The organism is Flavobacteriales bacterium (assembly GCA_016712535.1).
GTDB lineage: Bacteria > Bacteroidota > Bacteroidia > Flavobacteriales_F > PHOS-HE28 > PHOS-HE28.
The window spans coordinates 330,659-345,483 of the sequence record JADJQW010000004.1; the positions used below are offsets into that span (position 1 = coordinate 330,659).

The 14,825-nt window shown below is 62.4% G+C and carries 9 protein-coding genes; 3 read left to right on the forward strand and 6 right to left on the reverse strand.

Annotation, left to right across the window (positions count from 1 at the left end; translation table 11 throughout):
* Positions 1–77: 77 nt before the first annotated feature.
* From IPK70_15880 to IPK70_15895, 4 genes are read right to left on the reverse strand one after another with little or no spacing between them, the layout of a single operon-like run.
* Positions 78–818: a response regulator gene (locus IPK70_15880; protein ID MBK8228641.1), complete on the reverse strand. Its 741-nt coding sequence runs from the start codon at positions 816–818 to the stop codon at positions 78–80.
* Positions 819–2,732: a tetratricopeptide repeat protein gene (locus IPK70_15885; protein MBK8228642.1), complete on the reverse strand. Its 1,914-nt coding sequence runs from the start codon at positions 2,730–2,732 to the stop codon at positions 819–821. It abuts the gene before it with no gap.
* Positions 2,733–2,755: 23 nt separating this feature from the next.
* Positions 2,756–4,276 carry a T9SS type A sorting domain-containing protein gene (locus IPK70_15890; protein MBK8228643.1) on the reverse strand — a complete coding sequence of 507 codons (1,521 nt, stop codon included), beginning with the start codon at positions 4,274–4,276 and terminating at the stop codon, positions 2,756–2,758.
* Positions 4,273–6,378: a hypothetical protein gene (locus IPK70_15895; GenBank protein ID MBK8228644.1), complete on the reverse strand. Its 2,106-nt coding sequence runs from the start codon at positions 6,376–6,378 to the stop codon at positions 4,273–4,275. The genes IPK70_15890 and IPK70_15895 overlap by 4 nt, the downstream gene beginning before the upstream one ends.
* 125 nt (positions 6,379–6,503) lie before the next feature.
* On the opposite strand from IPK70_15895, the gene IPK70_15900 reads away from it, so the two are divergent.
* Together IPK70_15900 and IPK70_15905 are read left to right on the forward strand one after the other, a co-directional pair.
* Positions 6,504–9,488, forward strand: a complete 2,985-nt coding sequence (locus tag IPK70_15900; GenBank protein MBK8228645.1) for a response regulator — start codon at positions 6,504–6,506, stop codon at positions 9,486–9,488.
* Entirely contained in the window at positions 9,485–10,243 is a 759-nt protein-coding gene (locus IPK70_15905; protein ID MBK8228646.1) for a response regulator transcription factor, read from the forward strand. The genes IPK70_15900 and IPK70_15905 overlap by 4 nt, the downstream gene beginning before the upstream one ends.
* Before the next feature lie 125 nt (positions 10,244–10,368).
* Here IPK70_15905 and IPK70_15910 read toward each other — a convergent pair whose 3' ends face one another.
* Both IPK70_15910 and IPK70_15915 read right to left on the reverse strand, forming a co-directional pair.
* Entirely contained in the window at positions 10,369–11,580 is a 1,212-nt protein-coding gene (locus IPK70_15910; protein ID MBK8228647.1) for a T9SS type A sorting domain-containing protein, read from the reverse strand.
* 96 nt (positions 11,581–11,676) lie between these two features.
* On the reverse strand, positions 11,677–12,267 hold the full coding sequence (locus tag IPK70_15915) for a hypothetical protein (GenBank protein ID MBK8228648.1): 591 nt from the start codon (positions 12,265–12,267) through the stop codon (positions 11,677–11,679).
* A gap of 26 nt (positions 12,268–12,293) precedes the next feature.
* Here IPK70_15915 and IPK70_15920 point away from each other — a divergent pair, with 26 nt between their 5' ends.
* Positions 12,294–14,786: a hypothetical protein gene (locus IPK70_15920; protein ID MBK8228649.1), complete on the forward strand. Its 2,493-nt coding sequence runs from the start codon at positions 12,294–12,296 to the stop codon at positions 14,784–14,786.
* Positions 14,787–14,825 lie beyond the last annotated feature (39 nt).

Below are 14,825 nucleotides of genomic sequence, written 5' to 3' on the forward strand. Positions count from 1 at the left end.
GGGCATACGAACATGCGCACACGCGCCAGCCAATGACAGCCTGATCGGGTGAACGGCCGATCCTGTTGGGTGAACGCTCAGAGCGTCCGTATCCGCGCCATCAGCGCTTCCTTATGCGTCTTGCCAACCGGCAGGCTCTGCGTGCCGAGGCGCACGTAGCCTTCTTCCACGGCGGTGATCCGGCGCGTATCCACTATGTAGCTGCGGTGAATCCGCAGGTGGTGCGGGCTCTTCAGCTTTTCTTCCACGGCGCCCAGCGTGCTGGTGATCACGAACTTCTTCACGGGAGTGAACAGCGTCACGTAGTTGTCGTCGGCTTCGGCATAGTGGATGTCGTCGATGGACACCTTCACCAATCTGCCTTTGTCGCGGATGAAGATGCTGTCGGCGATCACGAAGTCGCTGCGTTGCGCATCGGTGGGCGCCGCCGTTGCTTCCACCTGGGAGGCGTAGCGGGCCAGCGCGATCTCGATCTGCGTGCGCAGGTCGTTCTCGTCGAAGGGCTTGATGATGAAGCCCGCCGGGCGCACGGCTTTCACGCGTTCCACGGTGGCCTTGTCGCTGTGGCTGGTCACGAAGATGAAAGGCAGCTTGTGCTTCGCGTTCACCTTCTCCGCGAGCTGCACTCCGTCAGCGCCATCGCCCAGGTTGATGTCGAGCAGGAGCAGGTCCGGCCTGGCCGATGCGATCTCGGCCATCGCATCCAGTGCGTTGTCGCAATGGCCCACCACGGCGTAGCCGAGCTCATCCAAATGACCACGGAGGTCCTCCGCGATCAGCGGTTCGTCTTCGACGATGAGGATGCGGACCTGGCCCATTCAGCGCGCAAGTTTGAAATTCCTGATCCGCATGTCCACCGTGGTGCCTTGGCCATTGCTGAAGGCCCACTCCGCCTTGAGCTTCGTGGCGAAGGTCCGCACCATGTTCAGCCCGAAGCCGCTCGCTCCCTCTTCGGTCGCGGATCCGTTCTTGCCCACGCCATCGTCGTTCACCACCAAGTGCAGCGCGTCCGCATCGAGCGCCAGCTTCACGGCCAGTGTTCCGCTGCGCTGACCGGGCCATGCGTATTTGATCGCGTTGGTCACCAATTCGTTCAACACGAGACCGATCGGCACGGCGGTATCCACGTCCAGCGCGATATCCTCCACATCGATCACGGTCCGCACGCGCTCGCTCATGGCATAACTGGTCACGAGGCTGATCACGAGCTTCTCCACATACTCCTTCATGCGCACCCCGGTGATGTCGCCCTCGCGGTAAAGGTCCTGATGGATCAGCGCCATGCTCTTCACGCGCAGACGGCTGTCGTTCACGGCTTCCTTCGCCTTCTCGTCGGTGATGCCGCGGCCCTGGATGCTGAGCAAACTGCTCACCATCTGCAGGTTGTTCTTCACCCGGTGGTGGATCTCGCGCAGCAGCAACTCCTTCTCTCCTAGCGCCTGTTCCACGATCCGCTTCTGTGCTTGCAGCTTCCGGTTGCTGCGCACACGGCCGATGATGAGGATGATCGCTGCGGCCATCAGCACCGCCAGCACGGCCATGATGGCTAGGAAGGTGCGGCGCTCTTGCTTCTGCTTCTCCAACTCGAGACCCTGCACCTCGATCCGCTTCTCCTTCTCCTGCGTGTCGAAGCGTGCGCGCAGCTCTTCAAGCGACCGCTTCGACTCCTCCCCCTGGATAGAATCCTGGAGGGCATGGGAGCGCTTCAGGGCGTCGTAGGCTTCGCTGTGGGCACCTGTGGCATGCAAGGCTTCGGCCTTCGCGCGATAGAGCTCGGCACGCATCTCCGCGCGATCGCTGTTCGCGATCAGCTCCTCGGTGATGGCGAGGTGATCGAGCGCTTCGCTCGCGCGACCAAGCCCGGTGAGCGCCCGGCCCATGAGCAAATGCGCTTGCGCGTAGTTGAACTGGTCCTCGGGGCTTGCCTTGAGGGTGGTGATCGCTTCTTCAAGCATCGCCGCGGCTTCGCTGTGCTCGGCACGGTTCACATGCACCTCGGCCATGGCGATCTGCGTAGCGCCCACCTCGTATTCGTCCTTCAGCTCACGGTAGATCTCGATCGCCTGCTCGAAGCTGGCCAATGCGCTATCAGGACGGTCGAGGCGGTCGAAGGCCACACCCATGTTGCTGAGCGTATTGGCCATGCCGCGCTCATCCACCAGTCGCTGTTTCACGGCGATGGACCGTCGATAGATCGCCAACGCTTCCCGGTGCTCACCGCCTTTACGATGCACGATGGCGATGTTGTTCAGCGCTTGCGACTCGCACCGCAGCAGCCTGTTCTTCTCGGCGAACCCCAGCGCACGCATGAAGTGGACCATCGCCTTGTCCGTGATGCCCTGGTAGTAGTACGCTGTGCCGCGTGCGTTCAGCACATTGCCCACGTACTCCAGGTCGCCGTTCGCACGGAACATGGTTTCAGCGCTGTCGAGCAATTCGAGCGCCTTGTTCAGTTCGCCGCTCACGTCGTAGTTGATGGCCAGGCCGTATGTGCAGTGGGCCCGCCAATGGGCGTTATGCTCCTGTTCCGCCAGAGCGATGCACGCGCGGTAGTTGCGCTTGCCTTCATCGAGGTGGTCATAGCTGGCGGTGATGTAGTAGCCGAGGTCGCGCAGGGCCTCCATGCGCACCGTGTCGTGCAGTTCAGTCCGCAGCAGCGCCTTCAGGCTGTCGATCTGGGCGGTTGCCTGGAACGAAAGCGCTAGGTAAACGAAGAAAGGGAAGCGGCGCACGCCGCAAGATCGGCTGTTCGGTCCTATCGCACCACCAAGCGCTCCATGTCGCGCTGGCCGTCCGATCGTTCCACGATCACCGTGTACGAACCTGCCGGTACATCCGCGATACCTAGCAAGCCTGCTGCCCTCCAGTGCTTCACACCGCGACCAGCAGCATCGACCAGACGGACACTGACGAAATCCGGTCCTACGCCCGTGATGTTGAATGCACCGCTGGCAGGATTCGGGTACACCACAAGGTCCGAGCTCGGCGCATCGCGCCATACGGCCGCGACTTCGGACCAGGTATTCGTGCCATCGAGATCGGTCTGTCGCAAGCGGTAGTACGAGAGGCCGCTCAACGGTTGCTTGTCGGTGAACGCGTAATCATGCATCACCGGCGAAGTGCCCGACCCCTCCACTTCGCCGATGTCGGTGAACACCGTGCCATCGGCGCTTCGCTCCACGGTGAAGAAGTCGTTGTTCAACTCGGTGGCGGTGGTCCAACTGCACGCCACCTCATCGTCCACCGGTCGTGCTTCGAACGCGAGCAGTTCCACCGGCAACGGCGCGGAGCTCTGAACCAGTGCCCACACGATATCGAAGTTGTTGGTCAACGCGGTCGTCACCGTGTTCGCTGCGGTATTCACCGCACCCATCGGCGGTTGCGACCAAGCCGCGCCATTGAAGCGCTGGGCCTGCAGCAAGCCTTCCGCGATGGCGTTGGTGCCGCTGCTCCACTCGCTGTCACGATACGTTAAGGTGATGGTGGCTGTGGGCGTCGTGCTGAAGTTGTCCGCGCGCATGGGCCAGAAACGGTCCACCACGCTGGGCGCATTCTCAAGGCCGACGAGGTCCGTGAGCGAGGGAAGCCCGGCCGGTAAGGGGCGGTTGTTCGGCGCTGCGAAAGGGTCCGTCGGATACGTGCTGCAAGTGATGGATCCACTTCCCCCGGCACCAGGAGAGGTGGTGGTGACGATCAGCGGCAGGTAGTCGTTCGTGACATCATTGCCGAACGGGAACACATAGGTGCCCGGTGCACTTGCTCCTATGAGCCATTGCACTTCGCCATAGCCCGTGAGGGCATCGGTCTCGCTGATCAGGAATCCCGTGGTCCGCGTGATCGCGCTTGGAGCAGGGTTCAGCACTGCGATCTTCTGCGCATTGAGGTAGAGTTGCGCCGAGCTCAACGTGAGCACACCATTCTGTGCCGGGTGGCCACCGGTGTTGATGTCCTGCGCGAGCGTGATCGGTCCACCGAGCAGCGAAACGTTGTTGAACAGCGTGACCGAGCTCCCACCGATGGATTGCGCCCCGCCGTTCAGTACAACAGTGCCTTGCGACGAACCGAAGAGGTCATTGCCGCTGTTGTTGGTGAAGTCTCCGCTCAGGTCGATGGTGCCATTGTTCGATATGGTGGACCCCGGAGTGCTCAGCACATCACCCTTCACGGTGACCTGTGCGCCAGCCTGCACGGTGATGGCCGCGCCGTTGTCCACGAGCAATTGCGCAGGACAAGTCCCGGCCGTGAAGAACGTGGCGATGCAAAGGCGGCGCCTCATTCCTCATAAGTGATGAGGACCTTGATGGGCTTGCTGAGAACGCCTGAAGAGACGCCCGGCAGGTTGTACACCGTGACGTTCGCGTTGTTCAGGGCGAAGGTGTATTGCCACCCTGCGACCCAGGTGAAATTGGGCGGGATCCAATTGTTGCCGGCGGAGGCCTCCACGAGCACCGAGACGGAGAGGATCTTCGACATGACCAGACCGTGCGGAATGGAACTGAAGCCTCCATCCGCGGCAGCGGTGTTACCTGTCAGCTTGAGCATCTTGATCTTCGGCGCATTGCTCCCCAGCATGGTGAAGCCGTTCACCTCCAATTCCGCTTGCGGTGCGGTGGTGCCGATGCCGACGTTCACGGCGTTCGCGCCTGTGCCGCCGAGCACGAGGCTGTTGCTGGCGCTGACTTGCGCCTGATAGCCGATTGCGGCAGCATTCGTCAGACCAACAGCCGTGTTCCCGGCGCTATGGCCGATGAAGGTGTTGTTCGCTCCCGCTCCGTTGTTATAGCCGGCACCCGCGCCAACGCAGGTGTTATTGGTTCCGGTCGTATTCCCCCAGGCCGCCTGATAGCCGAGCAGGGTGTTCGCCGCACCAGTGGTCATGGCCGCGGCCGCGTTGTGCCCGAGCAAGGTGTTCTGGGAGCCGTTGCTGTTCACCCCCGCGTTACGGCCCACGATGGTGTTCTGGTTGCCGGTGGTATTTCCTAATCCCGCCGTGGGTCCCACGAATACATTGTCCGTGCCTGTTGTGTTCAATCGCCCTGCGCTGCGACCGATGAAGGTGTTGAATGAGCCCGTGGTCGTGTTGAGCCCAGCTGATACGCCGACGAAGGTGTTCTCGGCCCCGGTGGTGTTGGCCTGCCCGGCCGAAACGCCGACGAAGGTGTTCACCGCGCCGGTCGTGTTCGCCTGCCCGGCATAGCAGCCCAGGAAGGTGTTGTTGGAAGCTGTGGTGTTGGCCGTGCCGCTGTAAGGCCCAAGGAACGTGTTGAATTGGCCTGTTGTGTTCGCGGCGCCGGCGGAAGAACCCACGAAGGTGTTGCGGCCCGCTGTGTTCATTCGCCCTGCATGCTGGCCGATCATGGTGTTCTCACTGGCCGTCGAGTTCCATTGGCCCGCATTCTCCCCGATGCTGACGTTGGCCGTGCCGGTGGTGTTCTGATAGCCTGAATTGGTGCCGATGGCGATGTTGTGGCTCGCCGTTGTATTCATGTAGCCGGACATGTATCCGATGGCGATGTTGTTGCTGCCCCCAATGGCCGAGTACGCGCTGTACGTCCCGATCGCGATGTTGCTGCCGCCGGTGGTGTTGGCTCCGCCTGCGTAGATCCCGACGCCGATGTTGCCCGTGCCTGTGGTGATGCTGCGACCAGCCGCGAACCCGAGCAAGGTGTTGGAGAAACCACCCGTGAGCGCATTCCCGGCATAAGAGCCCACCAGCGTGTTGCTGCCTCCCGTGGTGAGGGGCCGTCCTGCCTCCGAGCCGATGATGGTATTGTCGAAACCGGTGGTTGCGTTCGTGCCGGCCGCGGCGCCCACGAAAGTGTTCCGGATACCGGTGGTGATGCTCCGGCCGGTGGAGTCGCCGATCAGCGTGTTGTTCGCACCGGTCGTGATCGAGAGGCCCGCCTGGCTGCCCAAGGTCACGGATTCTTTCAACTGATCGATGCGCCCTGCGTGCGCGTTGTTCACCCGGAAACTGAACGGCACGTTGTCCGTGGTGCCCAGGAAGTGCGTGGACACGGATGTTCCTGCGTTGCCGGTCGTGCTCCATCCCGTGCTGCCGGAAGCGAGCGGCAACCACACGGTGCCATCGAAGAAGTAGAAACCGTTCTGCGAAGTGTCGAAGACGAGGAGGCCGGTCGCAGGCGAGGCGATCGCCGTGCGCTGAGCGGTGGTCATGCGCGGCATGAGCAGGCCCTTGTCCGAGCTCGTGAGGTCCAGCAAGGCACTGGCGTGGGGTGCGGGATTATTGATGCCCACGTTGCCCTGCCCCAGCACAGGGGTGGTCGCGCTAAGCAGCAGCGCTGCGGCCAGACCCAGGAGCTGGCCGACCTCAAATGCCGTGGCGCGTTCGGGTCGACGTTCGTGTTGTTGCTGCATCAGGAGGGCTGTTCTTCCCGCAAATGGAACGTGCGCGAGAGCGGTGCGTCGCGAACGATCGATCCAGCGGTCATCGATCGTCCGAACGGTAAGCAACCGCCCCGAGGGCCGGGTACTTTCGCGCCATGCTCAAACAGGCGTCGCTCGCACTGCTCTTGTGCTTGGCATCCGCCCTTTTGTGCGCACAGCACGATACCCTCCGTGCGCGAGGTGGCGGTCGTGGGGACGGAAGTGGGGGCGGGCGAGGTGACGGATCGGGCGGTGGCAGGCAGCAACAGCAGGAGGCCGCACCAGCGACACCGGCAGGACCAGTGAATGCGAAAAGCGCTGTCGCCAAGGCGCCACGCCGCGAGCGCTTCACCGGATTGTCCATCGCCACATGTGATGGCACCGGCGACCGGTCGCCGCTTGATGGCACCGACGTTCCGCTCGATCAGCTGGCCGAATACGAACGCGCAGTTCAAGCGAATGAACGCTTGCGTATCGCCTCGAACATCGTGGACACGCTGCTTGCCAGGGGCACAGCACAGGCTCTGGTCACGTGGGCCGATACGTTGCGGACACTCGCCGTCGCGCAGCGCGATACGGCCTTGCTCGCCATGGCGCATTTCGCCCGCGGCGACGCCCTGATCCGAGACGGCCGCAACGGCCGCGCGTTCGACGACCTGCGCGCGGTGCTGGTGCTGTGCAGCGAGCAACGGGATCCCGTCCTCGTTGCACGCACCCACGCGCGCATCGGCGATGGGCTCATGCGCATGGGTGGTTCAACCGGGGCGATCCAACGGTACAGTGAAGTGCTCCGCATCGCACGCACCCGGCGTCTCCCTGCCGGCCTGCTCGCGCACGTGCTCAGTTCCGTCGCATACATACACACCGACCTGGAGAACCTCGACAGTGCAGTCACCTGTTATGAGCGCGCTGCGACGGTGGCCCACGAGGGCGGCTTGATCGAGCTGGAGGGGAGGGCGTTCATCGGCCTTGGCGATGTGGCCGGCATGCGGAACAGGCACCACGAAGCGGAAGAGCATTACCGCAGGGCCATTGCTGTGCTGCGCGCCACGGCCATCGGACGCACCGTGCTCGAAGCCAGGCTCGCGCTGGGGGGGCTGCTCCTCATCTCCGAACGGCCTGACCGCGCGCTGCTGGAGCTTCAAGCCGCCATGCACCTCGCCGACAGCCTGCATGTTCCCCTGTCTGCCGCTAAGGCTCGCATCCTCATGGCCGATGCCGTGGGAAAGGACCACCGACGGGCACTCGACCTGCTGCGTGATGCAGAGCGGATCTCCGCCGACAACGACCTCGGCGCCATGCGCAAGGAAGTGCTCTTGGCGAGGTCCGACCGCTACGCAGGGATGGGCCGCTTGCGCGAGGCGCACGAACTGGCCATGCAGGCCGTTGCCCTCACCGACAGTCTGAACATCGCGTTCTGGGAGGAAGGGACTCGCCGTCAATTGCAACGAAGCCAGGTCGGATTGAAGGACCGCGAGATCAACGAATTGGAGCAAAGGGGCGAAGAACAGCGCGCGCTCGCCCGGCTACAGATGGAGCGCATCCGATTGCAACGCATCCTGATCATGGCCTCGGTGATCGTCGCGCTGGTCATCCTTGGCTTGGCATTCGCCGCTTGGAGGGCTTATCGCACGCAGCGGAGGACGGCGCAGGCCTTGCAGCGAGCTCATGCGGAAGTGCTCGTCCAGAAGCAGCGCGCCGAGGAAAGCGAGCGCGCCAAGGACCGTTTCCTGGCCAACGTGAGCCATGAGATACGCACACCGCTGAACGCCATCATGGGCTTCAGCAGCATCCTGCTGGAGGGCACCCGCGACGAGCATAGCGCACGTTACCTGCGATCCATCCGTGATGCGGGAGACAATCTCATGGCCGTGATCAACGACGTGCTCGACATCAGTCGCATGGAAGCCGGGCGGCTCACGCTGGTCCATGAGGTCTTCGACCTGCACCGATGCGCCCGGCAGTGCGGTGAGGTCCTGCAGCATCGCGCGGAACAGCAGGGCGACCAGCTCAGCATCAGGATCGCCCCGGACGTGCCGCAATGGGTGGCTGGCGATGGCGCACGGCTCACGCAGATCCTCCTGAACCTGCTGGGGAATGCCCTCAAGTTCACCCGCGACGGCGAGGTGCGGCTGGAGATCGCGCGCTCGCCGGGCCAGGTGCGATTCCGCGTGAGCGATACCGGAATCGGCATCCCCAACGACAAGCTCTCCAGCGTATTCGAACGCTTCATCCAAGTGGATGCGAACGACCAGCGTCGCTATGGCGGCACCGGTCTCGGCCTTTCCATTGTGAGCGATTTGGTCAAGCTGCACAAGGGGTCCGTTGACGTTGAGAGCGAGCAGGGCAAGGGCACCACCTTCAACGTGCATCTTCCTTTGGAAGAGGCCGTCGCGCCCGAACCGGCGGGGATCGCCCACCCCTCAAGCAATGGCGCGCTCAACGGCCGCACCATCCTTGTTGCCGAGGACAACGACCTGAACGCGGCCGTGGCCGTGGAGACCCTGAAGCTGCGCTTCCCGCACTCGACCATCGTGCATGTCGGCAACGGGCGCGAAGCGGTGGAGCGGATCACGCGCGGGGACGGAAGCATCGGGCTGGTGCTGATGGACGTGCAGATGCCCGAATTGGACGGCTTGGCCGCGACCCGCCAGCTGCGTGCGAGCGGGTCCGAACTGCCCATCATCGCGCTTACCGCCAGTGTCCTGCCATCGGAGTTGTCCCAGTGCATCGAGGCCGGCATGGACGCTTGCGTGTCGAAGCCCTTCAAGGTGCAGGACCTGGTGGATGCGATTGCGCGGCTTACCGGCGATGGTGGCGCATCGAAGTCGAGCGAAGAAGAAGGGGATCTCTATGCGGCCTTGTTCCTGCAGCTGGTCCCCGAGCGCTTGCGCGCGCTCCAGGAAGCGCACGCCGCCAAGGACCGGAAGGAAGTGCAGCGCATCGCACACGTCATCCGTCCGCAACTCGTCCATCGCGATGAACAGGTCTTCGCCCCGCTGTGCGACGCGGTGCTCACGATGAGCGGGGATGTGCCATCCTCCCAATGGGACCCGGCGGTGCTATCGCTCATCCGGTCCATCGAAGGCACCCTGCCATGAGCGGACCGCTGCGCGCCGTCATCGTGGATGATGATGCGTTCTCCCGAGCGCAGGTGGAGGTCGAGTTGCGCCGTCACAACGGCACGGTAGCGGTGGTGGGCCATGGTGCGAGCGGCGCTGATGGGATCGACCTCATCACAGGGCTTGGGCCCGACCTCGTCCTGCTGGATGTGCAAATGCCCGATATGGACGGGTTCGCCATGCTCGATGCCCTGCCCAAGCGGGATTTCGCCGTCATCTTCATCACCGGTTTCGAGGCCTACGCCATCCGCGCCATCCGCTACAGCGCGCTCGATTACCTGCTCAAGCCCATCAAGCCTGCGGAACTCGATGCGGCCATCGCGCATGTGATCGCGCAACGCGATCTGCTGCCGGCTCGCGTGGACCGCCTGCTCCTTGATCGGCCATCGCACGAGCGTGCGCCGGACACCTTGGTGATCGTGACACGCAAGGGCGACCGCCACCTGCGGACAACGGACATCATTCGGTGCGAGGCGGATCGCAACTACACCTGGTTCCACCTGTGCCGTGGCGAAAGGCTCCTGAGCAGCTATCCCTTGAGCACCTACGAGGAATTCCTCGCGGAGAAGGAATTCCTCCGTGCGCACCGTTCGCACATCATCAATCTCCGCCATGTGCGAAGCTTCACTTCCGAGGGCCTGGTGACCATGAGCGATGGAGGCGTGATCGAAGTGAGCCGGAGGCGGAAGGCGGAAGTGCTGGAGCAGTTGCGCAATGCGTCCGAGCATTGCTGAGCCGTTGGCGTGCTGAGCTGCAAGCGGCTTGTTGCCACGGGGTGAATCCGATGGCGCGTAGCGCGAACCGGCTACTGCCGGACAGTGCTCGCGGCCATCGAGGCGCCCTTGGAGGAGCGGCGATGCTACTGCTTCAGCAAACGGACAGGAGGGAGACGTGCATCATCCCAGCGAAGCGTGTAGCACCCTGCCGGCAACTCAGAAAGATCCATTTGCTGGGTTGAGGATGCACGGCTACTAGCCACCAGGGCGCCCTGTGCATTGAAGAGCGTGCACAATGGGCTCACAATGCCGATCGGCAGGCGAATTGAGATCGCGCCCGTGGTAGGATTCGGGAAGACCGAGGGCTGCTGCTGCCCGACGATCGTTGAAGCCCCGGTTGAGATCGCGTATCGATACAGCCCTTGCCCTGGGGAGTTGATGCTGTATCCGATGAAGAGATAGCCATCGCTGGCAAGGATACCGCTGCCATTAAGGTCGGCGGCGTTGAGGTTGCCGGTGATGTTGGTCCAATCGGCGCCCTCGTTCGTGGAACGGTAGAGGCTGTCGCGGAGGCCGCCTCCAGCGAAGTGCCTCGATTCCATGTACAGGCTGCTGCCGTAGCGCTTGATCTCGACCACGCCCAGGCCGAATTGCGGGAATGCCGTGAACGATGCGTACGATGCGCCGAAATCCGATGAGCGGTAAAGTGCGCCGCCCTGCGCCGTGTAATACTGGAAATTGCCCATGCGCCAGGTGTTCTCGCCATTCAGGTCGCCGGGAGCGATGCCCGTTGCCTGGGTCCAGGAAGAGGCGTTGATCGTGCGGAAGACGCCTGCGCCGATGGTGGCAGCAAGGAAGTAAGGCCCAGCGGCGCTCATGCCGATCACATTCAAGCTGGTGAGGCCGTTGTTCACCGCGGCCCAATTGGTGCCATCGAGGGTGCGGTAGATACCTGCATTGCTGGTGTACGCGTAGAGCGCTCCGCCGTAATCGAGGAAACCGCGCACCACAGTGGCGGAGGGCGCCCCGGGAGCTTCGGTCCAGCTGTCACCGTTATCGTCCGTGTAATGGATGCAGGCCGTGGAGGCGTTCAAGCCCGCGTAGTAGCGGCCGTTGAAGAAGGCCCCGCACTCGGTGGTGTTGTTCGCGATCGGCGGATCGATCTCCTCCCAGTTGTCGCCGTTGTCGGCGCTGCGGTACAGTGCGGTAAGCGTCTTGGCGAAGACATGGCTATCGGAAGCGCCAAGGGTATAAGCGCCATTGGCCAGGTTGGAGATGCCATTGTTCACTTGCGACCACTGGGCGGTGGCGGCGGCGGTGATGGAGAATACGAGGAGGGCGCAGCTGATTCTCATGATTTCGGGCTTGGTGGAGAGCGAACGTATCGAATGGCTTCGACCGGTACATCGAAGAGGACCGCGCGATGTGAACAGCTGGCGTTTGGTGACGGCCTAATCGATGCTGAAATAATCCGCGCTCTGGTAGTGCCCGTCGGCTTCCTTCTGCAATTGCATGAGGATGTCGTTCGCCAGGCTGCTCGCGCCGAAACGGAACCAGTGATTGCTCAACCACTCTTCACCGAGCTCCTCCTTCACCATCATCAGGTAGTGCAGCGCCTCTTTGCTCTTGCGGATGCCCCCTGCGGGCTTCATGGCGATCATATGCCCTGTCTTGAGGTAGTGATCACGGATGGCGTGCAGCATCACCAGGGTCACTTCCATCGTCGCGGCCGGATTGATCTGCGCCGTGCTCGTCTTGATGAAGTCGGCGCCGGCGGCGATGGCGATGTCGCTCGCCAGTCGCACTTTGTCGTAGGTGCCTAGCTCACCGGTCTCGAGGATCACCTTCAAGCACGCTTCGCCGCACATCGCCAACCTTGCGCACATCCGTTCCGTGAATGCGATGGACGAGACCCTACAGCGCGACAGTAGCAAGGAGCAGTTCAGCGGGCGAAGTGAGGTGGAAATGATGGCGGCGCAGGGGCGCCGTTGAGGCGAGCTGAAGCTACCTTCCTCCTCCAGACATTTACCTCCGGAAATCATCGACCTTTATCCCCAACCCATTGGACATGAGCGCACGCTTCACGACACCGATCATCGCCATCACAGTACCAGCCTATTGCTTGGCGCAACCCAACATCGTTGAGCGAAAGCTCGATTGGTGGGCGGCGAACGGCACTGTGCAGGCCATGGAACTGGATATACCGAATGACCGCGTCTATCTCGGAGGGGATTTTTATGAGCTGGTGCCCCCCGCGATCACTTCCTATGGTTGTCAGCTGGAGGCGGAGGGCGAAGGTTGGCCAGTGCTGCGTCAAGATCCTCCACAGCTCAACAACTACTTCAATCATGTACGCCCGAACAACAACGTTAACGCAGTTGTATCCGACGGCGCTGGCGGCTGGTACATCGGCGGCAACTTCACGCAAGTGGGCGGCCAGCCGCGCGCGAGGCTGGCCCACATCCTGAGCAATGGCGATCTCGATCCGGATTGGCAGGCCGGCGCGGATGGCCAGGTGCGCGCCCTGGCCCTGCACAACGGCAAGCTGTATGTAGGTGGTGATTTCTCCAATGCGAGCCTTGCCCGCAATCGCATCGCGGCATTCCATGCAGTACCTGGAGTGCCCATCACGGATCCGAACGGCTACTCGAACCCTGTGGCGGAGTTCAATGGCGTGGGCCATGCGAACAACAATCAGGTCCGCGTCATCGTGCCATCTGGCGATCTCCTTTACGTCGGAGGCTCATTCACATCCATGGGCGGCGCCACCTGCAACAGACTGATCGCATTGGATGCGACAACCGGTGATGCTACTTCCTGGGCGCCCAATGCGAATGGTGATGTGTACGCTATCGCGCTGACGGACACGACAGCGATGGTGGGTGGGGCATTCACGCAGATGAACAGCACAAGCCGTGCGCGTTTTGCCGAACTGAGCCGCTCCACGGGCGCCCTCACCACCTTCAACCCAGGAGCCAGCAATACGGTCTGGGCCCTGGCGCTTTCTGGCGACACCTTATTCTCTGCCGGTGACTTCACCACGTTCTATGGTCAGCCCAGGACCCGGCTTGCGGCCGTGAAGCGCTCACCTGCACCCGTCCTATTGAATTGGGACCCGACGGCGGATAATGTGGTGTACAGCATCGTGGTCGAGTCCGGAAGCGTGCGGTTCTCGGGGGCGTTCGTCTCTGCCGGGAACCCGGCCGTTGAACGCCGCCGCATGGCTGAGGTCGATCGGGAGAATGGCGCTACGACCAACTGGAATCCCTTTGCCTCCGGGCCAGTATTCTCAATCGCAAGGGGCGACAATGGGATCTACGCAGGCGGAGCATTCATCGTTGTGGGTGCTCGCTCGCGCAACAACATCGCTGCGCTGGAGTTGACGAGCGGCAAGCCAAGTTCGTTCAACCCGGACGCGAACGATGCCGTTGATGATATCGAACTGTTCGCGGGTAACATCTACTTCGTTGGGACCTTCACCACGGTTGGCGGACAGACGCGCAATCGGGCGGCAGCGGTGGACATGACCGGTGCGCCGCTGCCACTCTGGCAACCCGACCTCAACTTTCCAGCCTACACGATGACCAGGGATGGCACCACGTTGTACATCGGCGGAAGCTTCACTACGGTCAGCGGCTACTCCCGTAATTATTTGGCCGCATTGGATATTGCGACTGGCGAGGTTATTCCCACATGGGCCCCCAATGCAGGCGGGCAGGTTTATGTGCTGGAGGTGAACGAGGGGTGGCTTTACGCAGGCGGCAACTTCACCAACCTCGGTACACCGCCCCAGAATAGACCTCACCTCGGTCGATTCGCGTTGGGCAATGAAACGCCAGACGCTTGGAATCCACAGGCCAGTGGTCCCGTGTACACGATCGCATTCAGGGACAACGAAGATCGGGTCTATGTAGGCGGTAGCTTTCCCAGCATCGGCGCTTCGAGCAGGGTTAACCTCGCAGCCTTGGATGCGAACTCGAACAACGTGGATGCAACGTGGGTGTGCAACGCGAACAACGCCGTGCAGGCCCTGAAGATCTCCGGCAACACGCTTTATGTGGGTGGCTCTTTCCTCACTCTCGGCGGCCTTCCACGCCGTGGTATAGCATCTGTGAACGCGACCACCGGGATTGTATTCCCGAACTGGTATGAGACCCTGAACAACCAAGTGTGGTCCATTGCGCGCGAGGGTGAACTGCTGATAGCTGGCGGAGACTTCACCAATTTCGAGACGGGCACGCCCGCCCTTCGCTGGCGTTTGGCGGGCTGGGAAGTGGAGTACGAGGATGAAACGACGGTTGTTGGTGATCCAAACGCCGTGCGCGAAGCAGCTGCATTTCCCAACCCCACCAGCGGCCCCCTCACCGTTGCGCTACCTGCCGGTTCGCGCATGAGCCGCATGCTCGTTCTGAATGGCCTTGGCCAAGTGGTGAGCGACGAGCGCGCGGTCACCGCGGACCGCTACACCCTCGACCTGAGCGGCGAGATGGATGGCTTGTATACGGTATTGCTCATGCAAGCAAGCACGTCACAGGCGCTGCGTGTGATCGTGCAGCATTGAATCGATGATGTTCCCGGCGAAAGAGCGCGCATCACGTGC

What these genes read in the sequence shown, in the direction of transcription:
- IPK70_15890 (MBK8228643.1), bottom strand. Translation starts at nt 4,276, where the DNA reads ATGAGGCGCCGCCTTTGCATCGCCACGTTCTTCACGGCCGGGACTTGT.
- IPK70_15900 (MBK8228645.1), top strand. Translation starts at nt 6,504, where the DNA reads ATGCTCAAACAGGCGTCGCTCGCACTGCTCTTGTGCTTGGCATCCGCC.
- IPK70_15910 (MBK8228647.1), bottom strand. Translation starts at nt 11,580, where the DNA reads ATGAGAATCAGCTGCGCCCTCCTCGTATTCTCCATCACCGCCGCCGCC.
- IPK70_15920 (MBK8228649.1), top strand. Translation starts at nt 12,294, where the DNA reads ATGAGCGCACGCTTCACGACACCGATCATCGCCATCACAGTACCAGCC.
- IPK70_15895 (MBK8228644.1), bottom strand. Translation starts at nt 6,378, where the DNA reads ATGCAGCAACAACACGAACGTCGACCCGAACGCGCCACGGCATTTGAG.
- IPK70_15880 (MBK8228641.1), bottom strand. Translation starts at nt 818, where the DNA reads ATGGGCCAGGTCCGCATCCTCATCGTCGAAGACGAACCGCTGATCGCG.
- IPK70_15905 (MBK8228646.1), top strand. Translation starts at nt 9,485, where the DNA reads ATGAGCGGACCGCTGCGCGCCGTCATCGTGGATGATGATGCGTTCTCC.
- IPK70_15915 (MBK8228648.1), bottom strand. Translation starts at nt 12,267, where the DNA reads ATGATTTCCGGAGGTAAATGTCTGGAGGAGGAAGGTAGCTTCAGCTCG.